Raw genomic sequence first — 25,586 nt, 5'->3', positions numbered from 1 at the left:
CTCGCAGGCCGCTGCATCAGCGGCCTGCGCCCATCCGCCCCACGTAGGCGGCCACCTGCAGATCCACCCCGGTGATTGCGGTGCCCACGACCACGGCGTCCGCTCCTTTTTCCAGCGCCATGACAGCCTGATCTGCCGAAGCGATTCCCCCTTCGCAGATCAGCGCAGTTTCAGGAGACAACTGCTCGCGAAAGACCGGAAGCAATTCCCAGGCCGGGGGGCGAAGTTCGGCTGTGGCCTCTGTATAGCCCAACAGGGTGGTGCCCACCCACTGGCAGCCAAGAGCAGCAGCTCGCAGGCCGTTCTCGAGGCTGTCGACATCGGCCATCAGCGGGACCTTGAGATCGCGTTGGGCCCGCTCGATCAGGCAGGCCAGTTCTTCCCCCGCCGGGCGGTGCCTGGCGGTGGCATCGATGGCCACGATGTCTGCCCCCGCGGCCCAAACGGCACGCATCTCTTCCCATCCAGGCGTGATGTACACGGAGCTGTCTGGGTAGACCCGCTTCCATAGACCCACGATCAGGGCACCTGGGCAGCGCTGTCTCACAGCACCGATGTGCTCCGGGCTCTCGAGGCGCACTCCGAGCGCTCCATTGACCAGGCTGGCCTCCGCCATCGCGGCGATCACCGAGGGATCACGCATCGGCGACCCTTGGGGGGCCTGGACCGAGACGATCAGGCGGCCCTGCAGCGCTCCACGAAGCAGCCTTGAATCAACGACCACAGTCCTCAGGAAGCCTGACGTTCGTCGTCCTGCTCCAGAGCGTCCGGCAGCCACGAACGCAGCGAGTCGAGGGCAGGATGGCTGGGAGCGGGTGCGGGAGATCCGGGGGCCGGCCGGTTCGCCCGAGCAGCACGGCTGGCGGAACTGTTGCGTTCGGCACGCCACCGCCCCTGCTCCTGCCTGGTGGGCTGAAGAGGCTGCTGCAGAGCGAAAGGTGGCGGAGCGATCGGGCCACGAGCAGCTGGCGGCTGGGCCGGGAAAGCGTCGAGGAATGGATGGGGAGGAGCAGAGACATCAGGAGCGGCCTGTTGCTCGCCTATCAGCGGCGCCTCAGCCGATGCCGCCGCAGGTTCCACGGGCTTGTAGGCCGCCTCATCGTCGTTGCCGAAGGTGCTTGCCACCTCTTCGACGCAGTCCTTGAGCAAGCCACGCAGTCGGGAAAAGGGATTGCGACGTGTTTCAGCAGGCTTCTCGGGAGCCGACTCAGCCGGAGTGGGAGCCGTCGGGATGGGAGCCGTAGAGGCCTCAGAGATGGGAAAGGCTTCTGCCGAAAGCTCCTCCTGGAGTGAAACCAGGGGTTCAGCCTGGAGTTCAGCCTGGAAGTCAGCCTGAACTTCACTCTGGAACTGAGCCTCCACCGGCGGGAAGGCCTCCAGTTGCAGCTCCTCGGGCGGGGCGGCGGCCATCACGGGCGGGACGATCGGGGGGGCCAGGGGCCTTTCCGCCAACTCCGACTGCATCGCGAAGATCGCCTGGACGTTGAAGCTGGGCAGCGGTTCGAGTCCGGGAATCGGGCCGAAGGCCTCGGCCAGAGATGGCAGAGGCTCTTGGAGCGAAGCGGCCGCCGGCTCAAGACCAGCGAGTTCAGCAGCGACGGGCTCAATGGCAGCAGGTTCAACGACCGCCACGTCCAGTTGCATCACTTCAGGCTGAACTGCCTCGCCATCGTCAATGGCTGCAGCAGCAGGCACCAGCCACTCCGCGGGCAGGGGGACAGAGTCCTGATCGACAGGGAGGGTAAGCAACGGCTCCGTCGCCGAGGAGATCGCGACTGCCTCCACTGGCTGGGACCCATGGAAAGCCTCCGTGACAACTGCAGCCGGGGTTGGGCATACCAGTTGTTCGCGCCACCAGAGTCGGGCAGTTTCATCAAGCGCCTGGTCCTGGATCAGAATCTCCAGCGCCTCGATCCCATGGCGGTGAGCCCAGCGCAGGGAGTGGGCCGCGAGCAAGGCCCCGTCTCTTTGCTCCAGAGCCTCGCGCAGGTCCTTGGGAGAGAGCCTTGTGCTGACCTGGGACATGGCGTCTGCGTCAAGGAGGGAATCGGTGGTGGACACGGGTTGACTCAACTGAGTTTGCGATCCAAAACAGGACGGATCAGGAGAAAGAGGCCGATGGCAAGAGCGGCGAGTATGGCCAGACAGGCGAGACCTGTGAGATCCCCGTAGGGGGCTTCCAGGACTACCGCCTGAAGAGAAAAGCTGCCTGCGTAGGCAGCGCGTATGGGTTCAATTGCGAAGGTAAGTGGATTCAGGGCCGCAAGCCAGCCCAGCCAGGTGGGCATGAAGGAAATCGGAGCCAGCGCGGTGCTGGCGAACAGCAGGGGCAAGTTGGCCACGAAGATCACCGCGATCAATTCGATGTGACCCGGCAGGGTGAAGGCCAGCCCCAGGCTGAGGGCCGTCACGGCAAACACCAGCAGCAGCAGGGTCACCAGCACCAGCAGCAGGCCGGCGCCGCCCGGCCAGCCGTAACCCAGCAGGGAGGCTGTGACCATGATCGCCAGGCTCTGAACCAGGCTGAGGCTGGTGATGTACAGCACCGAGGCCAACACGATCGAACTGCGGGAGCGCAGCGGGGCCACCAGAAGCCGGTTCAGGAAGCCGAATTCCCGGTCGAACATCACCGGCAGGCCGGCGTTAAGGGCCGCACTGAAGGCGGTGAAGACGATCACCCCAGCCCCCAGGAAGCGGCCATAGCTCATGCCATCCGGCAGCAGACCTTCCGGAGCCTTGGCGAAGAGCGCCCCGAACAGCACCAGCCAGATCAGGGGCTGCAGCACCCCCGCCACCAGGGTGGAGGGACGTCGGGCCAGCTGCAGGAACAAACGGCGGGTGAGGGCCAGGGTCTCCTGGCTGAGGTCAGCGAAGGCGGAACGCTGGGCCGGACCCTGATCGGGCAGGGTGGCGTTGAGCGTCAGGGGCGAAGCGCTGGTCATGGCCGGGGGACGGAAGAAGCGGGCAGTCGGGAGATCGGGCAGGACATGGTGGGAAGTAACTCAGCGCATGGCCTGCTTGCGCTCGGCCTTGGGATCACGGTTGCCGACCACCTCCAGTTCGGCATCCATCAACGTACGGCCGGTGGCCTGGAGGTAGACGTCATCGAGGCTGGGACGGCTCTGGGAGAGTGAGAACACGGAAAGCTTGGCCTCACTCAGTTGGCGGCGCAGTTGCTCGATCACGGCCTCCCCATCCACCACCAGGTTGAGGGAATGTCCCTGGGCACGGTTGACCACCACCTGGCGCACGCCCGGGCAGCCCTGCAGCACCTGCTGCACCCGGGCCGACTCCGACTCATCACTGAATTCGCGCACCCGCAGGGTGACGCGATCACCGCCAAGAGCGCGCTTGAGCTCGCTGGGGCTGCCCTCGGCAATCACCCGGCCCCCGTCAAGGATCGCCAGCCGATCGGCGAGGGCATCGATCTCCTCCAGGTAATGGCTGCTGAGCAGAACCGTGGTGCCGGCGTCGCGCAGCTGCCGCAACACCTGCCAGATCACCCCACGGCTCTCGATATCCAGTCCCACGGTGGGTTCATCCAGCACCAGCACCGAGGGCTGATGCAGCAGGCCGCTGGCCAGATCAAGGCGGCGACGCATGCCACCGGAGTAGGTGCCGCAGCGACGGTCGATCCACCCCCCCATACCCAGAAGCTGGATCAGATCGTCGATGCGCTGGCGCAGGTGGGGCGCAGCCAGGTGGTACAGGGCGCCTTGGAGACGCAGCATCTCCCGTCCGGTGAGGATCTTGTCGATGGCCACTTCCTGGGCCACGTACCCCAGGCGCTCGCGCACCTGGCGCGGCTGCTGAAGTGCATCGATACCAGCCACGCGAACCCCACCGGCATCCGGGGCCAGCAGGGTGCAGAGGATGCGCAGGGCGGTGGTCTTGCCGGCCCCGTTTGGTCCAAGCAGGCCATAGAGGCTGCCGGCGGGAACATGAAGGCTGAGGCCATCAAGGGCCACGACCGGCCCGTACGCCTTGCTGATCTGATCCAGATGGATCATGGCTTCTGGCTGTACTGCTGACACACCGGCCCTGCCAATGGGAGCTTGCAATCTAGAAAGCGGGGGAGGGGAGGTTGAGAGCAGCCAGCAATTCTCCGGCCTGGAGGCTGAAGGTTTCAGCTCCGGGCAGCCTGGCCAGCAGCAGCAGCAGGCAGATGCCGAATAGATAAAGGATCGACCAGCGGAACAGTCCCCGGGCCGGGGCGACCTCATCGGGATTGAGGCCCAGGGTATGGGCCATCTGCAGCAAGCGGGCATTGAAGGGAATCACCAGCAGGCCGTAGAGCCAGCCGCCAGTGGGGAGCGCGAGCACCCCAAGCAGGCTCACCAGCACCGTGGCGCGGGCGTAATGGCCGATCGCCGCCGCGGTCACCTCGGTGCCTTTGACCACCGGCAGCATGGGAATCCCGACCGAGCGGTAGTCCTCCTTGAGCAGGAGGGCCAACGCCCAGAAATGGGCGGGGGTCCAGAGCATCACCAGGCCGAACAGCCACCAGCCGCCCAGGCCCACATGGCCGGTGGCCGCGGCAGCGCCCACCAGGGGAGGGATCGCTCCGGCCACCCCACCGATGACGATGTTCTGGGTGGTGCGAGGCTTGAGCAGGGCGGTGTAGAGCAGCACGTAGCTGCACAGGCCCAGCAGGGAAAGCCCCGCAGCCAGACAATTCACGCCGCTTACCAGCAGCAGGGCAGCCGCGCAGGTGAGCGAGACGGCCACGGCGAATGCGGTGCCGGCCGAAAGCCGGCCGGAGGGCAGGGCACGGCCGCTGGTGCGCAGCATGCGCCCATCAAGCTCCTGCTCCCAGAGGCAATTGAGCACTCCGGCGGCCGCAGAGGCCAGGGCGCCACCGCCGAGGGTGCAGGCCAGCCGCGGTGCCGTCATCGGCCAGCCCTCGGAAAGGGCCATTCCCCCCAGGGTGGTGGCCAGCAGCAGGGGAATCAGTCTGGGTTTGGCGATTTCGAGCCAGGGTGGCAAGCGCAGCTTGGAGCGGGAAGGGACCACCTGGTCGCGGCTGCTGAGCTGGGGGATGAGGCTGGTGGCGCTAACCATGGCAGGACTCGAGACGGGGGTTCTGGGGCTGGACGGAGGTGATTGCCTCGGAGGAGGTGATCGGCCGGTGGGACATCGCCAGAGCGCTGAGCACCGCGACCAGCAGGGCGGCGGTGAGCTGGTGGGCCACCGTTACCAACGGCACCGCCAGGGAGAAGCGAAGCGTGAGAACTCCAAGGGCGATCTGCAGGCAAACCAGCAGCAGCGCGGCGAGGGCATAGGGGCCTTGTCGACTCCGTTTCCGGCTGACCAGCAGATGGGCAGCCGCCAGCACCAGGACAGAGACGGCCACGGGGGTAGCCAATTGACGGTGCAGGGCCAGCCAGCCGCAGGCGACCCCTGACTTGAGGCAGCTGCCAGAGGCCCATTGGGTGGCCATCAGCGCACCGCTGACAGACTGGATGAAAACCGCCAGAGCGGTGATGGCGGAGGCCAGCCACCAACCGTTGCGCCCAAGCCAGGCCAGGGGCGAAGCAACGATCGGCTCTGCAACCAGGGCCCGGGCAGCGGCTGGGCGGGAATTCATCGAAAGTGCCAGCAGGTCAGGATCTGCCAGTCCCTGGTGGATGGCACTCACCAGGGCCACAAGCACGAGCGCTGTGGAAAGGTGGGCAGTCACCACATCGAAACGGAGAAGCTGGGTGACAGTGAGCGCGCCGAGCAACCCCTGAACCGCCACAAGGCCAAGAGCGGCTGCGCTGGCAGCGATCAGCCAGGCCGGACGCCTGCCGGCGGGCCGCCTGAGCACAACCACTTGGAGGGCCACCAGAGCCAGCCCGACAAGAAAGGCATCCAGCCGGTGAAACCACTCCAGGAAGACCTGAAGGTTCATCTGGCGGCCGGGGAGGAAGGTGCCGTAGCAAAGTGGCCAGTCCGGACAGGCCAGTCCGGCTTCCATAACCCTGGTGGCTCCACCGATGCCCACCAAGGCGATCAGCGCCACCACCAGATGGGACGTCAGGAGAGTGGTGAGACGGGCGGATTGCATGGGCGAAAGCTAGCGATCGCGGCTGGTGTAGCCGTGCGGTTGTGGGGAAGCACGCACGTGCTCGGGCAGGTCCCAGCCGCAATGACTCGCCATCATGTGCTGAGTTCCTCACAGGCTTTCAACGCACACGAAGGGCTTGCTGACAGCCACGAGCGCCGCGCCGACGATCCCCATATGGTGGAGCGAGCTTTGTGCCAGTCGTGCCGATCCCCTCAGCCATTCTCAGCCTTGTTCTGGGAATGGCCCTTGTGCTCACTGGCCTCTGGATTGGCCAGAACGTTGAACTGCTGCCAGTAGCAGCCAGCTTGAATGCGCCGATTTACGACCAGCTGTTCAAGGTGCTTTTCAGCATTGGCAGCATCCTGTTCATCGGAATTTTTGGGCTTCTGGTGTTCAGCTTGATCCGTTTCCGCCGCCGCGACGGTGAGACTGGAGATGGAGCAGCCGTCGAGGGAAATCTCCAGCTGGAGATTTTCTGGACCGCAATTCCAGCGATCGTGGTGCTGTTCGTTGGCATCTACAGCTACGACATCTACGACCGCATGGGTGGCATGGTTCCCCTCAGTGATCCCCACTCCATGCATGGCGCGGCAATGGCGCCGCAGGCGAGCGATGGCAGCGCCGGAGCCGTGATCCAGGCCTCCGTTCTCGGCACTCCCCTTGAGCCTTCCAAACGGATCTGGGGTGGTATCGGATCCGGCCAGATCTCGGCTGGGCCAGCTCTCCCAGTCGAAGTGACCGCACTCCAGTTCGCCTTCCTGTTCCATTACCCGCAGGGCGACATCACCAGCGGCGAGCTGCATGTTCAGAAGGGTCAGCCTGTGGAGTTACGCATGGAGGCCCGCGATGTCATCCATGCCTTCTGGGTGCCCGAGTTTCGTCTCAAGCAGGACATCATCCCCGGACAGCCGACCCTGCTGACCTTCACCCCGATCAAGGCCGGCAGTTATCCGATCATCTGTGCTGAGCTCTGCGGCCCGTACCACGGCGGCATGCGCTCCACCGTGGTGGTGCATGAACCAGACGAGTTCGCAACCTGGTTCGAGAAGAACAACACCGCCACCGTGGCCATCGCTCCCAGCACCAGCTCCACGGGCTGATCGGCCATCCAGCAGCTCAGTTTTTCCCCACCGCTTCGCCGCTCGCCCCCATGACCATCGCTCTTCCGCCGCAGACCAGTTCTTCGCCGCCTGGGCTTCAGCCCGAGGGTTGGCTGCGTTATCTCAGCTTCAGCCTTGATCACAAGGTGATCGGCCTGCAATACATGGTGGCAGGCTTCTTCTTCTATCTGGTCGGCGGAGCACTGGCCGGGATGATCCGGGTTGAGCTGGTGAGCCCGATCTCGGATTTCATGAGCAGGGAAACCTACAACGAGGTTCTGACCCTCCACGGCACGGTGATGATTTTTCTCTGGATTGTGCCGGTTGTGAACGGTGCTTTCGGGAACTATCTGATTCCCTTTTATGTCGGTGCCCGCGACATGGCTTTCCCGCGGCTCAATGCCGTGGCCTTCTGGCTGATCCCGCCGGCAGGTTTCCTGCTGATCGCCAGTTACTTCATCGCCGGTGCGGCCCAGTCAGGCTGGACGGCCTATCCACCCCTCAGCCTGACCACGCCCGCGGCCGGTCAGGTGGTCTGGATTCTGAGCGTGCTGTTGCTGGGGGGCAGCTCCATCTTCGGTGGCATCAACTTCATCGCCACGATCCTGAAGATGCGCAGGCCTGGTCTGAAGATGATGCAGCTGCCGATGTACTGCTGGGCCATGCTCGGCACCAGCATCCTTGTTGTGCTCTCCACTCCAGTGCTGGCAGGCACTCTGGTGCTGCTCAGCTTCGACATCATCGCCCACACAGGTTTCTTCAATCCTGCCCTGGGCGGCAACGCGGTGGTTTATCAGCACCTCTTCTGGTTTTACTCCCACCCAGCCGTGTACATCATGGTGCTGCCGGCCTTCGGTCTGGTGAGTGAGATCCTGCCGGTGCATTCCCGCAAACCCCTGTTCGGTTACACCACCATGGTGTACTCAATTCTGGGCATCGTTTTCCTTGGGCTGATCGTCTGGGCCCACCACATGTTCACCAGCGCCACACCGCCCTGGATGCGCCTGTTCTTCACGATTGCCACAGCCTTCATCGCCGTGCCCACCGGCATCAAATTCTTCAACTGGCTGGCGACCCTCTGGGGCGGCAAGATCGCCCTTAACAGCGCGATGCTGTTCTCTTGCGCCTTCATCGTTCACTTTGTCTTCGGAGGTATCACAGGCGTGGCCCTGGCACAGGTGCCATTTGACATCCACGTTCACGACACTTACTTCGTCGTGGGTCATTTCCACTATGTGGTGTACGGCGGAACGGTATTTGTGATCTTCGGATCGATCTACCACTGGTTCCCGAAATTCACCGGCCGGATGCTGAACGAAGACCTCGGCCGGTTCCACTTTCTGATCACCTTCATCGGCTTCAACCTTTGCTTCGCTCCCCAGCACTGGTTAGGCCTCAACGGCATGCCTCGCCGCGTCGCCGAATATGACCCTAATTTCACACTGATGAATCAGATCAGCAGTGTCGGCGCCCTGCTGATGGCGGTGAGCACCCTGCCTTTTCTGATCAACGTGTTCTGGAGTGCCTTCTCCGGCCGTGTAGCCGGCGACAACCCCTGGAACGCCCTCACACCTGAGTGGCTCACCAGCTCGCCGCCACCGGTTGAAAACTGGAAAGGGGAAGCCCCTTTGGTGCAGCACCCCTACGGCTATGGGGTTGCACCTGGCCAGATCGATCTCGGAGCCGCTACCGGCCGCGAGATCTGGTCCAGCGGCCAATGATCAGTTCTCGGCCTGGTCGCCAAGAAGACTTCGGGCCCAGCCTCATGTCCAGCCGTCCCTGATTTCCTCCTTCATCGCCAGGAGCCCCCATGACAGCCTTCTCCCCCAGCTCGGATCAATCTCCGTCCAACACCCTCGCCCCGCCACTGCCTGAGGGATCGGCGGCCCTGGCCCAGGTTGCGACAGAGAACGGCCACCCCGACCACCGCATGTTCGGCCTGGCCACATTCCTGGTGGCCGACGGCATGACCTTCGCCGGCTTCTTCGCCGCCTACCTGACCTTCCGGGCGGTGAATCCCCTGCCAGCCGGAGCGGTCTACGAACTTGAACTGATCCTCCCAACGATCAACACCGTTCTGCTGGTGATAAGCAGCTTCACCTTTCACCGCGCCGCCAAGGAACTGCGCCACGATCAGCTCGGGGCGTGCCGCCTCTGGTTGCTGATCACAGCGGGGCTGGGCCTGGCTTTCCTCGGAGGCCAGATGGTGGAGTACTTTTCCCTGCCCTTCGGGCTCACCGACAATCTCTATGCCAGCACCTTCTACGCCCTGACTGGATTCCACGGTCTGCACGTATCGCTGGGGGCTCTGATGATCCTGATCGTCTGGTGGCAAGCCCGCATCCCCGGACGATTCACCGCCGATCATCACTTCGGAGTGGAAGCCGCGGAGCTCTACTGGCACTTCGTCGATGGAATCTGGTTAGTTCTTTACGGCATTCTCTATCTACTTTGAAGGGACCCTTGCCGAATCTCCATCCCCCTGGCCACAATCGGAGCCAGGACTGTTAAAACCATGTCGAATGTCGTGCCGTCACTCGGCAGAACCATGCTCCAGGGCAAGGAGTTGCTCGACAAGGCCCGCTCCCTGAGCAACTGCTCGGAAGATGAAATCGCCCGGGGCTGCGGCTATGTGAGCCCGGGGGGACGGGTCCTCAAGAAGAGTTTCTACAGGGCTCTGGTGGAAGCCAAGGGCTACAGGCTGGGCGGAAGTGCGGCCAGCTCAGGGGCTAGCAAGGGGCGCCAGGCCGAGTTCCGCACCCGCGTGCATGGCAACGGCAACCTGCTGATCGGCCATGCCTACACCCGTCGCATGGGGCTGGAGCCCGGGCAGGAGTTCCATATCCAGATCCACCACGAAACCGGCGCGATCTGGCTGCTCTCCGTTGATGGCGACGGGGGAGAATCCGAAACCGGCCCCAACACCCCGGCCCATCCCTGAAGAACGGATCAGTTATCAGGCGGCGATTCAGTCCTCTTCGGGATGGAATCCGGCGCCGAAGGCCAGCAGGTCGATACCGCTGAACAGGAAGCTCACCCCCACCAGAATCCCCAGCACCGAGAGCTGACCACCCAGTTTCATCGACAGGATCAAGGCACCGAGCACCAGGGTGACAAGGCCGTTGAGCAGGCCCCAGACCCATCCAGGTGCACCCCGGTGGCTGATCGCCACCAGCACCGCCACCAGGCCTTCCACCAGAAAGACCACGCCCACGGCCAGGGACAGGGCCGCCACCTGATCGGCCATCTGCAGTGGCCCTCCGCGGAACTGGGAGATCATCCAGCCGCCGGTCACCAGGAACAGGGTCGAAACCACCAGCCGCCAGAAGGTGTGGCGGCGACTGAGCTGACGGCCCCTCACCAGGTTGTCGATCCAACCCACCAGACCCCCCACCAGGAAGGCCAGGGCCACCATCGCCGTGATCCAGAAGGAGGCCACCACCGGAAACACCAGCGCCAGCACCCCCAGCACCAGCATCAGCACCCCTTCGGCGATGGTGAAGGTGCGCAGGGCGGCCACCTGACGCTGATCGAGCGGGCGCAGGGGCGGGAGCGGCGAGGTCATGGCGGCCCTGTCAGCGTCGACTTTCATCAGGCTACGGCGAGTCTCCGGGGACCCAGGCCGGGGCTGGCATTCCTGATCAGCCCCAACCATGCTCCGCCAGCCAGGACCGGTCCAGAGGCGGCGCCGAAGCCCGAGGGTGCGACTCCTGCTTCAGCAAGCGTTCTGTGTACTTCGCCAGCAGATCCGCCTCCAGGTTGACCCGGTCGCCCACCTGCCGCTCTATCAGCGTGGTGCTGCCCCAGGTGTGAGGGATCACAGCGATCCAGAAGCGCTCCCCGGCCGGGCTGCTGCCCGCCACCGTCAGGCTGATGCCGTCGACCGCCACGCTGGCTTTGTCGCAGACATAGCGGCCATAGGCGGGATCCTCCCAGGCAAGCTCCAGACGCCAGGAGCCTGCTTCCTGTGACACCGCCAGCACTTCGCCCACGCCATCGACATGGCCGCTGACCAGGTGCCCCCCCAGGCGATCCGAAAGACGCAGCGCCGGCTCCAGATTCACGGCCGCGCCGGCCTCGGCCTTGTTGGCCAGGGTGCTGCGCCGCAGCGTCTCCTCACTGACATCGGCAAGGAAGGCATCCGCCATCAGGGCACTGACCGTGAGGCAGACCCCGTCCACCGCCACGCTGTCACCAAGGGCAAGGGGATCGAGACCGCTCAGACCCTCGATGGTCACGCCATGGGGGTGGCGCCGCAGGCGGCCAACCGCCTGAACCAGACCGGTGAACATGGGAGGTTGCGGCGCTCCTGGTCATAATCGGATAAAGGCCCAGCGCTGCAGGACCATGGTGGAGATGCGCGTTGCCGGAATCGCCCTGGATGCGGCCAGCCGCAGCCCGATCGTGCTGTTGCGGGATCCCTCCGGCCGCCGGCAGGTGCCGATCTGGATCGACCAGGCCCAGGCCCAGAACATCCTCGCGGGCCTGGGGGGAACGACTCCGCCCCGTCCCCTCAGCCACGACCTGATGGCCTCCCTGATGGCCGTGGGCGGGGTCAGCCTGGAGCGGGTGATCATCCACTCGATCGAGGACGCCACCTTCCGTGCCGTGCTCAAGCTCACCGACTCCGACGGCGAGGCCAGCGAACTCGATTGCCGGCCCAGCGACGCGATCGCCCTGGCCCTGCGCACCGGCAGCGGGATCTGGATGCTGGAGGAGGTGGTGGCCGACGCCTCGATCCCAGTGGATTCCGAGGCCGATGCCGAGGAAAAGGCCGATTTCCGCCGCTTTCTCGACCAGGTGAGCCCCGCTGAGCTGATCCGCAACCTCAGCCGGGCCCAGCGCCAGGACAACCCTGACAGTGACAACCCCGAAAGTCGCGACGACGACGGTGGTGACGACGAGCCGGGCCCAGGTGCTGCGGACAACGGTTCCACCAATGGTCCGATGGATGAACCTCCAGCACCCTCCTCCAGCAACTCCTGAGGCCGGCGTGCCACCTGAGCGGCGTCCGTTGGGCTCCGGTCCTGGGATTTCCCTGTTCACCCTCGGCACGATGCGAGCCACCGGCAGCCCCGAGCAGATGCTGGAGGTGCTGGAGGCCGCCCTTGACGCCGGCATCAACCACGTCGAAACAGCCCCTTCCTACGGGCCGGCCGAGGCCTGTCTGGGCCAGGCCCTGGACAGGATCGCCACCAGCCGCCCAGGAGACCGCGCCGAGCTTGTGCTCACCAGCAAGATCCTCCCCGGCGCCTCACTCGAGAGCGGCCAGGCCCAGCTGTTCGGCAGCCTGCAAAGGCTGGGGGTCCACCGCCTCGACAACCTCGCGGTGCATGGGCTCAACAGGCCCGAGCACCTGGCGTGGGCCCTGGAAGGGGAGGGGGCGCGGCTGCTGGAGTGGGCCCTGGCGCAGGGGCTGGTGGGTCAGCTGGGGTTCAGCAGCCATGGCTCCACCCCCCTGATTGAGCAGGCCCTCGCCAGCGGGCGGTTCAGCTTCTGCAGCCTGCACCTGCACCTCTTCGATCAGGAGCGGGTGCCCCTGGCCCAGCGGGCCCTGGCCGGGGGCATTGGGGTTCTGGCCATTTCTCCGGCCGACAAGGGCGGACGCCTCTACGACCCTCCCCCAGAGCTGATAGCCGACTGCGCGCCCCTGGAGCCCCTGCGACTGGCCTACAGATACCTGCTGGCCAAGGGGATCAGCAGCCTGACCCTCGGTGCCGAGCGAAGGCAGGATCTTGAGCTGGCCGGGCAACTGAAGTCCGCCGCCGGCCCCCTGGACAACCAGGAGCTCCATGCCCTCCGCCATCTGGAGGCCAGCGGCCAAAGCCGCCTCGGTGCCGAGCGCTGCGGCCAATGCCGGGCCTGCCTGCCCTGCCCGAGCGGTGTCCCGATACCTGAACTGCTGCGCCTGCGCAATCTGGCCCTGGGCCATGGCATGGAGACCTTCGCGAGCGAGCGCTACAACCTGATCGGCCGGGCCGGCCACTGGTGGGAAGCGCTCGATGCCAGTGCCTGCCACAGCTGCGGCGCCTGCCTGCCCCGCTGCCCCCATGGGCTGGAGATCCCCGCCCTTCTGGCCGACACCCACCGGCGCCTGGCGGCTGCCCCTAGGCGCCGGCTCTGGGGCTAGGAGCCGCTGCGGTCCCAGAGCGATTGCAACTCGCGGCGCTGCTCCTGCGCCAGCAGCGGCAGGGAGGTGCAGCGCGCCAGCACGGCCGGCGCCGGATAGAGGAGGGCCGCCACCGCCGGCGGCCAGCTGGAGAGCGCAGCGGCCAGAAGGTCCCGACGCAGCGGCGGCACCCAGCCTGCCGCCAGCAGACGGCTGAGCAGGGGCGCTTCCCGGGCCTGCAGCAACCAGCGCAGCGGCGGAACCTCCCTGGTCTGGGCCGGGCGCAGCAGCAGGTTCCACCAGAGGGCAGAACCGCTGGCGGGCAGCAGGGCGCTCAGGCGGGTATCGCTGCGCAGCAGCGGCAGCACCCGTTGGCTGGGCAGCACGGCGGCCTCCACTTCGCCTGTGAGCAGCAGGTTGAGGCCATCGCGATCATCGAAGGCAGCGGCCTGGCCGCGCAGCCGGCTGAGCTGATCACCCAGGCGAGGGTCGCTGAGACTGGCCGGAGCGTCTGGAGGCAACCCCAGCTGACGCAGGGCCAGATCGATCACCAGCCGCGGCGAGGAGGGCAGCAGCAGCTGACCTCGCAGGCTCGGGTCCAGCAGCAGCGACCAACCCTCAGCTGCGCGGTCCACCAGGTCGCGGCGGTTGCGCAGCACCAGCAACCAGGTCCCGAAGGACCAGGGGTAGGCCAGAGCCGGGGCCGGTTCAGGGCGGAACAGGCGGGTGAGTGGCTGGGCCTCGGGCGCCAGCCCCTCCCAGAGCTCAGCTGAGGCAGGGGAGCCCGCCGACACGAATGGTTGCCAGGCATCGGCATCCGTCGCCTCCAGCCAGCCGTCCCCCAGCTGCACCAGGGCGGCAGCGCGGGCGGAGAGCACCGCTTCGGGGCCTTCCACGGCCTGGGCCCGCCAGGGATCCGGCAGTCGTTTTGCCCAGACAGCAGGCAGCTCGCCACGCCCGTAGACCAGCTGCACGCTGGTGCCCCGACCGCAGCCCCCCACCAGGCCCAGGCCTGCAACGGCAGAGAGCTGCAGCAGCCTGCGGCGGCTCATGGAGCAGCTGAGAGGACGGGGATCGGCCTGCATGGCTGGACCCTAGGAGGCGATCAGATGCTGTCCTGCAGCTCCTGCATCGCCTGATCGCAGGCGGCAGCCAGTGCAGCTGGGGAGCGGCCGCTCAGCTCCCAGAGCAGGGCGAGACCGCCGGCCCCTACCCCCTCCTTGACGTACCCCCGCTCGTAGTCGCGCAGGGCAACACTGCGGCAGGCGCCAAAGCGCAGAGAACTGGCAAAGGCCATCGGCCTGACTCCCCAGCGCTCCCCGAGGCGCTCCAGCAACAGGCTGAGGTCGCTGCCGGGCTCCTGGGCCACCCAGGCGGTGGTGGCGATGGCCCCATGGTTTGCCAGGCAGGTGCGCTGGCTGGCCGGTGCCAGGGCCAGGGCCAGGGCCAGCACGGCGGCCATCTGGCTGCCCCCGGCCAGCAGCACCGGTACCCGTCGGCCGGCGATCCCCAGCAACAGTCCCGCGGCAAGGGCCTGCATCGGATCGCCCACGGCGGAGAGCACCGCCAGGGGATCGAGCGCCGGCAGCGCTCCGGGAACCGGCTGAGCCTCAGCAAGCCCCAACCCCAGCCCCGCCGCCGCCAGCCCGCGAGCCGTGAGCTCGCTCTTGAGCCCATGGGCCGGCTGGCGCAGGCTGCCGCTCACCAGACCCGCAGCTTCCACCCCCAGCCCAGTGAGCACCGCCTGAGCCGTGCTGGTGCCCCCCGGCACGCATTCGGCAATCAACACCGGAGGCGGCTCGCCCGTCGCGGTGTCATGGTGAGCCGCACACCAGCGGGCTCCCCAGCGCTGGCCCAGGCGCAGCAGCCGCTCCACCCGTTGCCTCGGCATCGCGGCTCCGCTGCTGAGGCAACGGGCCGGCGTGCCGCCCAGGCGCAGGTGGGAGACCGCTGGTGCCACGGCGCAGCCCAGGTCGGCCACCAGCGGCACCAGAGACAGCTCCCGGCAGACCACATGGGAAATCAGGGCCGGGCTGACCCCGGCGGGCAGAGGTGGCAAGGCGTGGGGCCGCTGCCCCGACGGGCCGAGCAGGAGCAGCTCCGCGTCGGCGGCGGCGGTGTGGAGACGCACCTCAGGGGTGGCTCCGGCAGCGGAGATGCCTGGCACCGCCGCTGTATCGGTACCAGCCAGAAGTAACAGGATCTTGCTGGCGGGCCAGTCGCGGGCTAGGTGCTCACACCAGCGACGGGCCTGGTCAGGGTCACCGCAGAGGCTGATCAAGGGGAATCAGAGGGGATCGAGCGTCACCAGGGAACGCAACTGGGGTGGCGGCTCAGTGATCGGGGCCTGCAACCGGGGGAAGATCCAGTAAGCCACTGCATGGAGCGCCAGCACGTAGATCAGGTTCTGCACCAGCACCAGAGCCAGGGCCATCAGCTGCACCTGCAGCAGGTCGGGGCCGACCCCCAGGTTGAGCAGCGAGCTGAGGCGCTCGAGCAAACCGGCGGCAGCGGCGGTGATCAATACCCAGAGGTTCTCCCCCAGCAGGAGCGAGAGAACTGCCACCCGCACCAGAAAGCCACCACTGCCGATCAGCAGGCCCACGCCCCAGGTGAGCCACCAGCTGCGCCGGGCACCCCAGCCCCAACCAAGCCACAGGGCCAGCAGTCCGTAGGGGAAAAGCACCAGGGGCCCACGGATCGGGCCCATCAGCGCCACCAGCAGCAGAGACGCCACCACCGCCCCCTCCCAACCGGACCTCCAGCCCTGACGCACCTGCAGAAGGGCCAGGGGGAGGGGCAGGGCCAGTCGAAACAGGGCTCCCCCCACGGGCAGGTAGTAGAGGCCCGCCCAGAGCAGGGCGGTGGCTGAGGCCAGATAGGCAGTTTCCACCAACTGGCGGGCCTGGCGGGGGCTGAGGCTGGTGGTGGGGGGAGACGAGGGATGCATCGCAGCAGGCTCAGCGGGGGGCCGGGGCAGGGCTGGAGGCCGGAGCGGCCGCATTGGCACCCGCAGGAGCGGTGGCACGGCCGCCCTCTGATGGCATCCGCTCGATCGTCTCCACTTCGAAACTCACCCCCGCTGCCCGCAGGGCCTCCGTGACCAGCTCGGCGGGGGCGGAGGGATCAGCCCCGGGCAGCTTGATGGTGATTCGGTAAGCAGCAGAACTGGCGGGGGAGCGTGGGGCGGACCCTGCCCCCTGGAGGCTGGCGACTGGCTTGGCGGGCTTGGTGGGAGCCGCCTCACCAGGCTTGGCAGATCCGCTCGCCCCGGCCGTGCCTGCCGGCGAGGTGGGCGAAGGGGACGGGGGCGGCGCGGCGGCTTTTCCGGCGGCAGGACTGGTCCCTGCCGCTCCAGTGGCATTGCCGGCGCCGGCCTCTGATCTGGTGTCGGTGGAACTCCCCGGAGCAGCGGCAGGGGTGGCCGGTGCTCCGAAACTGCCGGAGAGACGATCACCGAGAGGAGTGCCGCTGCAGGCGGACAGGGCAGCGAGCAGAACGCCCGCCAACCCCGCCAGGCTGAGGCCATGGATCAGGGGGCGGGCCATCAGCCCGAGCCAGCCTGGATGATGCGCACCGAGCTGGCCCTGGGGCGGCCCGTCTTGGTGGTGGAGGGGACCTTGGGCTTGCCGGCAGCGGCTGCCTTGGGCTGGGCTTTGGGCTTGGCCTTTGACGAGCCTGCCTTGCTGGCGGCTGCTTTCGTCGCACCGGTTTTACCGGTCTTGCTCTTGCCGCTGGTGGCCTTGGCCGCCAGCAACTCGACGGCCTGCTCGAGAGTGACGGCCTCGGCGCCGGTGCCCTCGGGCAGGGAGGCATTGACCTTGCCCTGCTTTACGTAGAGGCCGTAGGGGCCATCGAAGACCTGGATGGCTTCGCTCGCGCCTTCGGGAGTGCCGAGATCGCGCAGGGCGGTGCGCCCGCCCCGGCCGCGCTTGGGCATGGCCAGCAGCTCCAGGGCCCGCGACAGGTCCACTGCCAGCACGTCGTCCTCGGCCTTGAGCGAACGGTAATCCTTTTCGCCTTTGCCCTTGTCGTGCACCACATAGGGGCCAAAGCGGCCTAGACCCGCCTGAACCTTGCCGCCGTCCGGGTGCTCCCCGAGCTGGCGCGGCAGCCGCAGCAGGCCGAGGGCATCTTCAAGGCTGAGTTCCTCGGGTTTGACGCCCTTGGGCAGGGAGGCTCGCTTCGGCTTGGGGACCTCATCGCTCACCTGCCCCCTCTGCAGGTAGGGGCCGTACTGGCCGAATATCAAGTAGATGGCTTCGCCGGATTCCGGATCGACACCGATGGATTCCGGTCCTTCGCTCTTCTGGCGCAGGATCAGCTCGGCCTGCTCGCTATCGAGTTCTCCCGGGGTGATCTCCTGGGGAAGGGTGGCCTTGATCAGCTCCTCGTTGCCGTCGTCATCCACCCGCTTGGCCTCGAGGTAGGCGCCGAAACGGCCGATCCGCACCACGCAGGGGAGTCCCTCCAGCTCGATTGTGCGCGAGACGGTGGGGTCGATGTCGTCCTCCCGCTGCTGCACCTGGGTTTCCAGGCCCTTCTCCCCCTTGTAGAACTCGGTGAGATAAGGGAGCCACTCCAGCTTGCCGGTGGAGATCTCATCCAGACTCGACTCCATCCGGGCGGTGAAGCTGGTGTCCACCAGGTCGGGGAAATGGCCCTCCAGCAGGGCGGTCACGGCGAAGGCCGTAAAGCTGGGAGTGAGAGCGTTGCCCGCGAGGGTGGCGTAGCCGCGGTCGACGATCGTGCCGATGATGCTGGCGTAGGTGGACGGGCGGCCGATGCCCTCCTTCTCCAGCATCTTCACCAGAGCGGCCTCGCTGTAGCGGGCCGGCGGCTGGGTCTGATGGCCGAGGGCCTCCACCCCGGAGCAAGCGGGCCGATCATCGACAGCGAGGGAAGGCAGGAGCACTTCCTGGCCTTCGAGAGCGGCATCGGGATCGTCGCTGCCCTCCACGTAGGCCCGGAAGAAGCCGGGAAAATCAATGCGCTTACCGCTGGCTCGGAAGCTGGCCTCCGCCACCTGCAGCTCCACACTCAGCATGGTCAGCCGTGCCTCAGCCATCTGAGAGGCCACGGTGCGCTTCCAGATCAGCTCGTAGAGGGCCAGATCTTTGCCATCCAGTCCGCTTTCCCTGGGGGTGCGGAAGGCATCGCCAGAGGGGCGGATCGCCTCGTGGGCCTCCTGGGCGTTGCGGGATTTGGTGCTGAATTGCCGCGGTGCAGGACTGAGGTAGTCGGGGCCGTACTTCTCCCTGACACAGGCACGGGCGGCGTTGATCGCCTGATCGGAGAGATGCACCGAGTCGGTGCGCATGTAGGTGATGAAGCCGCGCTCGTAGAGCCCCTGGGCGGTGCGCATGGTGTCGCGGGCGGAGAGGCGCAGCTTGCGGTTGGCCTCCTGCTGCAGGGTGCTGGTCGTGAACGGTGGCACCGGCTTGCGCGTGGTGGGCTTGGCCTCCACCTCAGCCACGCGCCAGGGCTGACTGAGCACCGTTTCACGCAGGCCGCGGGCTTCCGATTCCTCCAGCAGCCGCACCTTGCTGCCGGCCTTGAGCGCGCCGGTGGTTTCGTCGAAATCAGAGCCGCCGGCGATCTTTTCCCCACCGACATGGGTGAGCCTGGCCTCGAACTCACTGCCGTCGTGCTTCAACCTGGCCTTGAGGTCCCAGTAGGAACCACTGCGGAAAGCTCGGCGGGCACGCTCCCGCTGCACCAGCAGCCGCACGGCCACCGACTGCACCCGACCGGCGGAGAGACCCCAGGCCACTTTCTTCCAGAGCAGGGGTGAGAGGGTGTAACCCACCAGCCGATCCAGGATCCGGCGGGTCTCCTGGGCATGGACCAGCTCCATGTCCAGATCACGGGTCTCCTCAAGGGCGCGGCCGATCGCCTCCTTGGTGATCTCGTGAAACACCATCCGCTTGACGGGAACCTTGGGGTTGAGCAGCTCCTGAAGGTGCCAGCTGATGCTCTCCCCCTCCCGGTCCTCGTCCGTTGCCAGCAGCAGCTGATCGGCACCCTTGAGGGCCTCCTTCAGCTCCTTGACTATCTTTTTCTTGTCCTTCGGAACCACGTAGAGCGGTTCGAACTGGTGGGCCGTGTTGACGCCGAGGTTGGCCCACTTCTCCCCTTTGTGGGCAGCCGGAATCTCACTGGCGTTGTTGGGCAGGTCACGCACGTGTCCCATGGACGCCTCGACCCGGAACTCCTTCGGCAGGTAGCCGCGGATGGTGCGGGCCTTGGTGGGGCTCTCGACGATGACCAGCGTGTGCGCCACAGGCAGGCATGAACCGGTTCCCTCTTTATCGCATCGGGGGCCCGCACTGCCAAACAAGTCCTGCCATCGCGGCTACACTCCGCAGCATCACGACCTGCTGAAGACCAGTGATGACGGTGTTTTCCGCCTTGACCGCTGGGGGATCTCCGGCCATCACGGCTCTGCAGCTCAACGCCGGTGCCATTGCTCCAGAAAGCGCCGTACTGGTTGCCCTGCTGGTCTGTCTCCTGGTGGATCTGGCCGGAGAGGAAGCCGCCAGCCGCTGGGTGCCTCCCATCTGCTACGCGGGGCTGAGCACTGCCCTGCTGCTGCTGGCCCTGCAGTGGAACGCACCCCTGGAGCCCTCCTTCCTGGGATCGTTCCTGGCCGACAACCTCGCGATCGCCTTCCGCGGCGTCGTTGCCGCGTCAACACTGCTGTCCCTGCTGATCAGCTGGCGCTATGTGGAACGCAGCGGCACGCCGGTTGGGGAGTACGCAGCGATCCTGCTGGCGGCCACCCTCGGGGCCATGTTCCTTTGCGGAGCCACAGACCTGGTGAGCATTTTCATCTCACTGGAAACCCTGTCGGTCTCGAGCTATCTGCTCTCCGGGTACATGAAGCGTGATGCCCGCTCGGGAGAAGCCGCCCTCAAGTACCTGCTGGTGGGTTCAGCAGCCGCTGCGGTTTTCCTCTATGGCGCCTCCCTGCTCTACGGCCTCACCGGTGGCGAAACCAGCCTGGAGGCGGTGGGCCTGGCCCTGCAGACCAGCGCCACCCCCGTCACGGCCCTGGCCTTGGTGTTCGTTCTGGCCACGGTGGCCTTCAAGATCGCGGCGGTGCCCTTCCACCAGTGGACACCGGATGTCTACGAGGGTTCGCCGACCCCTGTGGTGGCCTTCCTCTCGGTGGGCTCGAAGACAGCAGGCTTCGCCCTTGCCCTGCGACTGCTGGTGGGCTGCTTCGAGAGCTTCGATGCCCAGTGGAAGGTGCTCTTCACGGTGCTGGCGATCCTGAGCATGACCCTGGGCAACGTGGTGGCACTGGCCCAGACCTCGATGAAACGGATGCTGGCCTACAGCTCCATCGGTCAGGCCGGATTCGTGATGATCGGCCTGGTCTGCGGCACCGAGGACGGCTACGCCGCCATGGTGCTTTACATGGCGGCGTACCTGTTCATGAACCTGGGCGCTTTCGCCTGCATCATTCTCTTCTCCCTGCGCACCGGCAGCGACCGCATCTCCGATTACGCCGGTCTGTACCAGAAGGATCCCCTGATCACCCTGGGCCTGAGCCTCTGCCTGCTCTCCCTGGGCGGAATCCCGCCGATGCTGGGATTCTTCGGCAAGATCTATCTCTTCTTCGCCGGCTGGGCCGATCAGCAATATCTTCTCGTGGTGGTCGGCCTGATCACGTCGGTGGTATCGATTTACTACTACATCTCTGTGATCAAGATGATGGTGGTGAAAGAACCGCAAGAAGCCTCCGATGTGGTGAAGGCTTATCCGGAGATCAGCTGGAATCTCGCTGGAATGCAACCCTTGCGGACCGCTCTGGTGGGCTGCGTGCTGGTGACGGCCATCGGAGGAGTCCTCTCCAGTCCGTTGTTCACCTGGGCCAATGCCGCCGTGGCGGGCACGCCGATGCTCCAGCACGCGATCGCGGCCAGTGAATCAGCCGCCGCGGCCCTTGGATGAGCGGACTGAGCGCCCCAGCCTCTTCAACTCGGCCCGGCACAGGTCCGGTGGCCGATCAGGAACCGGTTGCTCGTCTCGAGCACATCACCAAGATCTACGGGTCCGGTGATACGGAGGTAAGAGCTCTCGACGACCTCTGCCTCACGGTCCAGCCCGGCGACTATCTCGCCGTGATGGGCACCTCAGGGTCGGGGAAAAGTACAGCTATGAACATCATTGGCTGCCTGGATCGCCCCACCTCCGGCAGCTACCTGCTGAGGGGAACTCCAGTTGAGCAACTCGATGACGACGCCCTTGCGGACTTGCGCAACCGCAGTCTCGGCTTCGTGTTCCAGCAGTTCCACTTGCTGCCCCAGATGAGTGCGCTCGACAATGTGATCCTGCCGATGGTCTATGCCGGCATCCCCGCCAAGGAGCGTCGTGAGCGGGCCGTGGCTGCACTGGAGAGGGTTGGGCTGGCCCAGCGCCTGCGCAACAAGCCCAACGAACTCTCAGGAGGCCAGCAACAGCGGGTGGCTGTGGCCAGGGCGATCATCAACCAGCCAGCCCTGCTGCTGGCCGATGAGCCCACCGGTGCACTTGATTCCCACACCACCCAGGAAGTGCTGGAGATCTTCGACGACCTCCATCGTCAGGGGATGACGGTGGTGCTGGTGACCCACGAAGACGACGTGGCCGCGCGGGCCCAGCGGGTGGTGCATTTCCGCGACGGCCGCATCGCCGACTGATTGATCCACTCACCAAGGATCAACCAAAACGCCGAATCAGCCTGCCGCCGGGGCCGGGGCAACAGGCCGCTCCAGGCTCTGCAACAGCTGGCCCATCAGCAGAGCGATGGCATCGGGGCCACCGACCACCGAACCGCCGGGATCGAGCATGCCGGGATCCACAGCCACCCAGCCGCCGTTCTCCGGCAGCCGCAGTTCGAAATGGAGGTGAGGACCCGTACTAAGGCCAGTGCTGCCCACCCGTCCGATCACGGCGCCCTGCTTCACCTGTTCGCCTTCCTTGACGTAGAGCTCAGAGAGGTGCCCATAGAGGGTGCGGCGCAGGGGATTCCTGTGCTCAATCTCCACCGCCAGCCCGTAGCCGCCCTCCACACCGCTGCTCACCACCCGCCCGGCGAGAGCTGCCACCACGGGGGTGCCTTCCGGGGCTGCCAGATCCTTGCCGGCGTGCATCAGCCAGCTGCCCAGCACCGGGTGCAATCGCCAGCCGAAGCCGCTGGTGGTGACGGCGGAGCCGATCAGGGGAAAGAGCAGGCCCCGGTTGCCATTACCCGCCAGGGGAGCTGGGCGGGGCGTCACACCGAAGACATCACTGAGGCGAAAACTGCCGCCTGCACCGGAGAGCAGAGCCGAGACGGGCACGGTGATCGGAGGGAGTGGCAGGCCGTCACTACCGAAGCGGCCCATACCGGCCATGAGCGTTCCACTGGTCTTGTCTCCGTTGTCGAGGCGCTCCTCCTCCAGGGGATTGCGCCCGCGCCAGCGCACGGACACGCCGGTGCGGCACTCCTGCTCCGAGAGAGCTCCACTGCTGCAAGCCTGTTGGTGGGCAGGCAATTCCCCGGGCCGCAGGGCACCGGAGGATTGAACCCGGCTGCGCTCAGCAGGGGTCACGACCCCCTGGCGAACCAGTTCGTCCAGCGACTGATCAAAGCGGCGAGGCCGGCCCTGGGGAACCTGATCGAAACTCGGCTTCAGCGGCGCCGGGGGATCGTTGGCCAGGCGAGGTGAAAGGGCGCGGGGAGCTGGCGCCGGGGGGGGCAAAGCCGGAGCAGCAAGGGTCTGGGGTGCGGCCGGTGCAGCAGGCTCAACAGGGGCCGTCAGCTCTGCCGGAGGCTGCAACTGAGCCAGGCTGAGGGGAGCTGACACCAGCACCAGGGAGCCCAGCAGCAGGCGGTTGTACCAGAAGTAGCGACGCAAACCGGAATCAGAGTTGATTGGCAGGAGCATAAGAAACTCTGCCTGTGTTCAGCCACACAACTGACCCCCTCGGCAAGTGGGCCCCTCAGAAGCTGCGCCTGAGCACAATCCGCTCGCCAGCGCGACTCAGCAGCAGGCCGCCATCCACGCTCAGACCCTCCACCTGCCAGCGTTCCTGGCGGTAGGTCATCACCTCGGCGGGCACCAGCAGGCGGCGCTCAGCCAGGCGGCGCACCAGTTCGGGGCTGGTGCTGCGGAACACCGCCCACTCCAGTGCGGCCAGCACGCGAGCCGTCAGGGCAGGCACATCGCTGGCCGTGGTCTGACGGCCGAGAGCCTCGCGCAGGCTGATGGCACCGGCCGGCACCCGGTTGCGGCTATTGAGACCAACCCCCACCCGGGCCAGGCGAATCGCTGGCCCCCGCAGGCTCAGGCGCGGCAGCAGGCCAGCCAGCTTGCGCCCGTTCACCAGCAGATCGTTGGGCCACTTGAGCTGAACGGTCAGACCGAGTGCTTCCAGCTGCTGGGCCAGGCCCACAGCCACGGCCAGCCCCAGCGCCGAGCTGGCACCAGGCTCCGCCGGCCAGGGCAGGGCCGCGCTCAGCCACACCCCCCCCGGTGGGGAGATCCAGGGCCGCCCCCGTTGGCCATGACCGAAACGCTGGTGGCCGGCCAGCACCGCCAGCGGTGGCTGGCCTCCGGAGGCCAGTTCCTGCTCCAGCCGCTGCTCGGTGCTGCCGCAGCAGGGCCACCACGTAAGCCGCCAGGGCAGCCGCGGCACCGGTAGGTCCAAACCCGGCGTGGCGCACGCTTGTCGTCGCGCCGCCTGAACCCTGCCGATCACGGCTTTCTCAATGGCTTGGGCCCAGTGCATCATCGAGGCGGCGCAGCCAGTCGCCAATCCGCTCGGCACCCGCCTCCAGCTCCTCCACCGGGTGCACCAGCGCCAGTCGCATCCAGCCCTCGCCGCTGGGGCCAAAGCCGTTGCCGGGGGTCAGCGCCACGCCGGTGGCCTCCAGCAGGGCCGCGCAGAACGACTCCGAATCGAGACCCCGGGCCCGGGCCACCTCCGGCAGGCCCAGCCAGAGGTAGAGCGCCATCGAGGGCCGCTGCAACGGCCAGCCCTGGGCCTCCAGGGCCGCCGCCATGCGGTCGCGGCGCAGCCGGTACACCTCACGCAGCTGCGCCGGCCACTGGGGCGCCTGTTCCAGGGCAGCGATCGCCCCGGTCTGGAGGGCCAGCGACTGGTTGAAATCCACCACGCCCTTGAGCTGACGCAGGGCTGTGATCAGGGGCTCGGCGCCGATGGCGAAGGCCAGGCGGAAGCCACCCAGACACCAGCTCTTGGAAAAGGAAAAGAACTCAATGCCACAGCTGCGCCAGTGGGGATTGCGCAGCAGCGCCGGTGCCTCGCCCTCGAGGGCCAGGTCCACATAGGGGTTGTCATGAGCGAGCACGAAGCCATGGCGCCGGGCCCGCGCGACGGCCTGATCCAGCCACTCCTGCTCTCCCACCGTGGCGGTTGGGTTGTGGGGAAAGCCGAGGACCATCAGCCTCAGTTGATCCCAGACGGCCGGGGAGATCGCCTCGAACTGGGGCTGCCAGCCCTGGTCGGCGCGCAGGGGCAGCAACTCGGTGCGGGCTGAGGCCAGCTGCAGCCCACCGTTGTGAGAGGGGTAGTAAGGATCCAGCAGCAGGGCCGGCTCGCCGGGGTTCAGCACCGCCAGGGGCAGGTGGGCCGTGCCCTCCTGGGAGCCCACCAGCAGCAGGACCTCAGCCTCAGGGTCAACCGTCACGCCGAAGCGGCGCCCGGCCCAGGCCGCCACTGCCTCCCTGAACGGCAGGGTGGCGCCGTGGAGGCAGTAAGAGGCGCTGCTGGGCAGTTTCATGGCCGCGGCCATGGCCTCCAGCGCCACCGCCGGAGGGGGCAGGTCGGTGGAGCCGAGGGAGAGATCCAGCAGAGTGGGGCGGCCGGGGGGCCGCTCCGGATTCAGCAGACCCTCGCTGTAGGCGATCTTGCGCTGGTCGTTGCGTGCGAAGACCCCCTGACCCAGGCGGGTGACCCGTTCAGAGATGGGCATCCAGGAAGGCCTTGAGCTGGGGTTTGGCCATGGCGCCCTCGTGGCGAGCCAGTTCCTTGCCGTCGCGGAACAGGATGAGGGTGGGAAGACCCTGGATCTTGTGGCTGTCGCGGACGCAGGGATTCGGATCAGCTTCGAGTTTGCCCACCAGCAGCCGCCCGCCGTACTCGGCCGCGGCCCAGTCCATCAGGGGAGCCATCAGCCGGCAGGGGCCACACCAGCTGGCCCAGACATCGACCAGAATCGTGCCGGGGGCGGCAAGCACGTCAGCCTCGAAGTTGGCATCGGTGAAAACAGCAACGGCCACGGACCCGGTTCAGCTGAAAGGATTGTATGGAGCCGGCCGGGGTCGCCAGGGGG

The 25,586-nt window shown here is 66.6% G+C and carries 25 protein-coding genes; 8 read left to right on the top strand and 17 right to left on the bottom strand.

Annotated features, from left to right (window positions below; genetic code table 11):
- Nucleotides 1-16 precede the first annotated feature (16 nt).
- Genes CJZ82_RS03060 through CJZ82_RS03035 form a run of 6 tightly spaced genes read right to left on the bottom strand, consistent with a single transcriptional unit; the run spans nucleotide 17 to nucleotide 6,049 of the window.
- Complete coding sequence (locus CJZ82_RS03060; protein WP_094554318.1) at nucleotides 17-724, bottom strand: N-acetylmannosamine-6-phosphate 2-epimerase; 708 nt, start codon at nucleotides 722-724, stop codon at nucleotides 17-19.
- A gap of 5 nt (nucleotides 725-729) precedes the next feature.
- Nucleotides 730-2,025 (bottom strand): hypothetical protein, encoded by a 1,296-nt coding sequence (locus CJZ82_RS03055; protein ID WP_143593520.1) that lies wholly within the window; start codon nucleotides 2,023-2,025, stop codon nucleotides 730-732.
- A 44-nt stretch (nucleotides 2,026-2,069) separates the two neighbouring features.
- A complete protein-coding gene (locus tag CJZ82_RS03050) occupies nucleotides 2,070-2,942 on the bottom strand; it encodes an ABC transporter permease (RefSeq protein WP_198949629.1) in 873 nt (290 codons plus the stop codon).
- A gap of 60 nt (nucleotides 2,943-3,002) precedes the next feature.
- A complete protein-coding gene (locus CJZ82_RS03045; protein WP_094554316.1) occupies nucleotides 3,003-4,010 on the bottom strand; it encodes an ATP-binding cassette domain-containing protein in 1,008 nt (335 codons plus the stop codon).
- Nucleotides 4,011-4,062: 52 nt separating this feature from the next.
- A complete protein-coding gene (locus CJZ82_RS03040) occupies nucleotides 4,063-5,061 on the bottom strand; it encodes a heme o synthase (protein ID WP_094554315.1) in 999 nt (332 codons plus the stop codon).
- Nucleotides 5,054-6,049, bottom strand: coding sequence for a heme A synthase (locus CJZ82_RS03035; RefSeq protein WP_094554314.1), 996 nt, complete (start codon nucleotides 6,047-6,049; stop codon nucleotides 5,054-5,056). Before CJZ82_RS03035 ends, CJZ82_RS03040 begins: the two co-directional genes overlap by 8 nt.
- Nucleotides 6,050-6,249: 200 nt before the next feature.
- On the opposite strand from CJZ82_RS03035, the gene CJZ82_RS03030 reads away from it, so the two are divergent.
- From CJZ82_RS03030 to CJZ82_RS03015, 4 genes are all read left to right on the top strand, one after another.
- Nucleotides 6,250-7,149 (top strand): cytochrome c oxidase subunit II, encoded by a 900-nt coding sequence (locus tag CJZ82_RS03030; RefSeq protein WP_094554313.1) that lies wholly within the window; start codon nucleotides 6,250-6,252, stop codon nucleotides 7,147-7,149.
- 50 nt (nucleotides 7,150-7,199) lie between these two features.
- Complete coding sequence (ctaD, locus tag CJZ82_RS03025; RefSeq protein ID WP_094554312.1) at nucleotides 7,200-8,870, top strand: cytochrome c oxidase subunit I; 1,671 nt, start codon at nucleotides 7,200-7,202, stop codon at nucleotides 8,868-8,870.
- Between the two features lie 209 nt (nucleotides 8,871-9,079).
- Nucleotides 9,080-9,604 carry a cytochrome c oxidase subunit 3 gene (locus CJZ82_RS03020; RefSeq protein WP_233130009.1) on the top strand — a complete coding sequence of 175 codons (525 nt, stop codon included), beginning with the start codon at nucleotides 9,080-9,082 and terminating at the stop codon, nucleotides 9,602-9,604.
- 93 nt (nucleotides 9,605-9,697) lie between these two features.
- Complete coding sequence (locus CJZ82_RS03015) at nucleotides 9,698-10,090, top strand: AbrB family transcriptional regulator (RefSeq protein WP_094554311.1); 393 nt, start codon at nucleotides 9,698-9,700, stop codon at nucleotides 10,088-10,090.
- A 27-nt stretch (nucleotides 10,091-10,117) separates the two neighbouring features.
- Here the strand turns inward: CJZ82_RS03015 and CJZ82_RS03010 are convergent, their stop codons facing one another.
- Complete coding sequence (locus CJZ82_RS03010; RefSeq protein WP_094554310.1) at nucleotides 10,118-10,714, bottom strand: HdeD family acid-resistance protein; 597 nt, start codon at nucleotides 10,712-10,714, stop codon at nucleotides 10,118-10,120.
- 76 nt (nucleotides 10,715-10,790) lie between these two features.
- Entirely contained in the window at nucleotides 10,791-11,441 is a 651-nt protein-coding gene (locus CJZ82_RS03005) for a riboflavin synthase (RefSeq protein WP_094554309.1), read from the bottom strand.
- 55 nt (nucleotides 11,442-11,496) lie between these two features.
- On the opposite strand from CJZ82_RS03005, the gene CJZ82_RS03000 reads away from it, so the two are divergent.
- Both CJZ82_RS03000 and CJZ82_RS02995 read left to right on the top strand, forming a co-directional pair.
- Nucleotides 11,497-12,135: a bifunctional nuclease family protein gene (locus CJZ82_RS03000; RefSeq protein ID WP_094554308.1), complete on the top strand. Its 639-nt coding sequence runs from the start codon at nucleotides 11,497-11,499 to the stop codon at nucleotides 12,133-12,135.
- Between the two features lie 7 nt (nucleotides 12,136-12,142).
- Entirely contained in the window at nucleotides 12,143-13,279 is a 1,137-nt protein-coding gene (locus CJZ82_RS02995) for an aldo/keto reductase (protein WP_094554307.1), read from the top strand.
- On the opposite strand, the gene CJZ82_RS02990 is transcribed toward CJZ82_RS02995, so the two are convergent.
- The 5 genes from CJZ82_RS02990 to topA are packed head-to-tail and all read right to left on the bottom strand — an operon-like array spanning nucleotide 13,276 to nucleotide 19,541.
- Complete coding sequence (locus tag CJZ82_RS02990; protein ID WP_094554306.1) at nucleotides 13,276-14,343, bottom strand: hypothetical protein; 1,068 nt, start codon at nucleotides 14,341-14,343, stop codon at nucleotides 13,276-13,278. The two genes, CJZ82_RS02995 and CJZ82_RS02990, sit on opposite strands and share 4 nt — an antisense overlap.
- Nucleotides 14,344-14,363: 20 nt before the next feature.
- On the bottom strand, nucleotides 14,364-15,539 hold the full coding sequence (locus tag CJZ82_RS02985; protein WP_094554305.1) for a nicotinate-nucleotide--dimethylbenzimidazole phosphoribosyltransferase: 1,176 nt from the start codon (nucleotides 15,537-15,539) through the stop codon (nucleotides 14,364-14,366).
- Between the two features lie 6 nt (nucleotides 15,540-15,545).
- Complete coding sequence (locus CJZ82_RS02980) at nucleotides 15,546-16,208, bottom strand: DUF2232 domain-containing protein (protein ID WP_094554412.1); 663 nt, start codon at nucleotides 16,206-16,208, stop codon at nucleotides 15,546-15,548.
- 10 nt (nucleotides 16,209-16,218) lie between these two features.
- A complete protein-coding gene (locus CJZ82_RS02975; protein WP_094554304.1) occupies nucleotides 16,219-16,806 on the bottom strand; it encodes a hypothetical protein in 588 nt (195 codons plus the stop codon).
- Nucleotides 16,806-19,541 (bottom strand): type I DNA topoisomerase, encoded by a 2,736-nt coding sequence (topA, locus tag CJZ82_RS02970; RefSeq protein WP_094554303.1) that lies wholly within the window; start codon nucleotides 19,539-19,541, stop codon nucleotides 16,806-16,808. Before topA ends, CJZ82_RS02975 begins: the two co-directional genes overlap by 1 nt.
- A 110-nt stretch (nucleotides 19,542-19,651) precedes the next feature.
- Here topA and CJZ82_RS02965 point away from each other — a divergent pair, with 110 nt between their 5' ends.
- Both CJZ82_RS02965 and CJZ82_RS02960 read left to right on the top strand, forming a co-directional pair.
- On the top strand, nucleotides 19,652-21,217 hold the full coding sequence (locus CJZ82_RS02965) for an NAD(P)H-quinone oxidoreductase subunit N (RefSeq protein ID WP_094554302.1): 1,566 nt from the start codon (nucleotides 19,652-19,654) through the stop codon (nucleotides 21,215-21,217).
- Nucleotides 21,214-21,945 (top strand): ABC transporter ATP-binding protein, encoded by a 732-nt coding sequence (locus tag CJZ82_RS02960; protein WP_094554301.1) that lies wholly within the window; start codon nucleotides 21,214-21,216, stop codon nucleotides 21,943-21,945. Before CJZ82_RS02965 ends, CJZ82_RS02960 begins: the two co-directional genes overlap by 4 nt.
- A 36-nt stretch (nucleotides 21,946-21,981) precedes the next feature.
- Here the strand turns inward: CJZ82_RS02960 and CJZ82_RS02955 are convergent, their stop codons facing one another.
- The 4 genes from CJZ82_RS02955 to CJZ82_RS02940 all read right to left on the bottom strand — a co-directional run bounded on the left by CJZ82_RS02955 (nucleotide 21,982) and on the right by CJZ82_RS02940 (nucleotide 25,533).
- Nucleotides 21,982-23,163 (bottom strand): M23 family metallopeptidase, encoded by a 1,182-nt coding sequence (locus tag CJZ82_RS02955; protein WP_094554411.1) that lies wholly within the window; start codon nucleotides 23,161-23,163, stop codon nucleotides 21,982-21,984.
- A gap of 67 nt (nucleotides 23,164-23,230) precedes the next feature.
- Nucleotides 23,231-23,926 carry a biotin--[acetyl-CoA-carboxylase] ligase gene (locus tag CJZ82_RS02950; RefSeq protein ID WP_233129997.1) on the bottom strand — a complete coding sequence of 232 codons (696 nt, stop codon included), beginning with the start codon at nucleotides 23,924-23,926 and terminating at the stop codon, nucleotides 23,231-23,233.
- Nucleotides 23,927-23,996: 70 nt separating this feature from the next.
- Nucleotides 23,997-25,226, bottom strand: a complete 1,230-nt coding sequence (locus tag CJZ82_RS02945; protein WP_094554299.1) for an aminotransferase class I/II-fold pyridoxal phosphate-dependent enzyme — start codon at nucleotides 25,224-25,226, stop codon at nucleotides 23,997-23,999.
- The gene (locus CJZ82_RS02940; RefSeq protein WP_094554298.1) at nucleotides 25,213-25,533 is read right to left on the bottom strand and encodes a co-chaperone YbbN; all 321 of its coding nucleotides are present in this window, start codon (nucleotides 25,531-25,533) and stop codon (nucleotides 25,213-25,215) included. Before CJZ82_RS02940 ends, CJZ82_RS02945 begins: the two co-directional genes overlap by 14 nt.
- Nucleotides 25,534-25,586: the final 53 nt, after the last annotated feature.

The organism is Synechococcus sp. 1G10 (genome assembly GCF_002252625.1).
Lineage (GTDB): Bacteria > Cyanobacteriota > Cyanobacteriia > PCC-6307 > Cyanobiaceae > Regnicoccus_A.
Note: the sequence above shows the minus strand (reverse complement) of the source record. Positions and strands in the feature narration are given on the sequence as shown.

Bases quoted from the DNA above. Each gene is read 5' to 3' on its own strand.
- CJZ82_RS02965 (WP_094554302.1), top strand. From the start codon at position 19,652: ATGACGGTGTTTTCCGCCTTGACCGCTGGGGGATCTCCGGCCATCACG.
- CJZ82_RS02960 (WP_094554301.1), top strand. From the start codon at position 21,214: ATGAGCGGACTGAGCGCCCCAGCCTCTTCAACTCGGCCCGGCACAGGT.
- CJZ82_RS02975 (WP_094554304.1), bottom strand. From the start codon at position 16,806: ATGGCCCGCCCCCTGATCCATGGCCTCAGCCTGGCGGGGTTGGCGGGC.
- CJZ82_RS02990 (WP_094554306.1), bottom strand. From the start codon at position 14,343: ATGCAGGCCGATCCCCGTCCTCTCAGCTGCTCCATGAGCCGCCGCAGG.
- CJZ82_RS03050 (WP_198949629.1), bottom strand. From the start codon at position 2,942: ATGACCAGCGCTTCGCCCCTGACGCTCAACGCCACCCTGCCCGATCAG.
- CJZ82_RS03000 (WP_094554308.1), top strand. From the start codon at position 11,497: ATGGTGGAGATGCGCGTTGCCGGAATCGCCCTGGATGCGGCCAGCCGC.
- CJZ82_RS03020 (WP_233130009.1), top strand. From the start codon at position 9,080: ATGTTCGGCCTGGCCACATTCCTGGTGGCCGACGGCATGACCTTCGCC.
- CJZ82_RS03005 (WP_094554309.1), bottom strand. From the start codon at position 11,441: ATGTTCACCGGTCTGGTTCAGGCGGTTGGCCGCCTGCGGCGCCACCCC.
- CJZ82_RS02980 (WP_094554412.1), bottom strand. From the start codon at position 16,208: ATGCATCCCTCGTCTCCCCCCACCACCAGCCTCAGCCCCCGCCAGGCC.
- CJZ82_RS03015 (WP_094554311.1), top strand. From the start codon at position 9,698: ATGCTCCAGGGCAAGGAGTTGCTCGACAAGGCCCGCTCCCTGAGCAAC.
- CJZ82_RS03055 (WP_143593520.1), bottom strand. From the start codon at position 2,025: ATGTCCCAGGTCAGCACAAGGCTCTCTCCCAAGGACCTGCGCGAGGCT.
- ctaD (WP_094554312.1), top strand. From the start codon at position 7,200: ATGACCATCGCTCTTCCGCCGCAGACCAGTTCTTCGCCGCCTGGGCTT.
- CJZ82_RS03010 (WP_094554310.1), bottom strand. From the start codon at position 10,714: ATGACCTCGCCGCTCCCGCCCCTGCGCCCGCTCGATCAGCGTCAGGTG.
- CJZ82_RS03045 (WP_094554316.1), bottom strand. From the start codon at position 4,010: ATGATCCATCTGGATCAGATCAGCAAGGCGTACGGGCCGGTCGTGGCC.
- CJZ82_RS02945 (WP_094554299.1), bottom strand. From the start codon at position 25,226: ATGCCCATCTCTGAACGGGTCACCCGCCTGGGTCAGGGGGTCTTCGCA.
- CJZ82_RS03040 (WP_094554315.1), bottom strand. From the start codon at position 5,061: ATGGTTAGCGCCACCAGCCTCATCCCCCAGCTCAGCAGCCGCGACCAG.
- CJZ82_RS03035 (WP_094554314.1), bottom strand. From the start codon at position 6,049: ATGCAATCCGCCCGTCTCACCACTCTCCTGACGTCCCATCTGGTGGTG.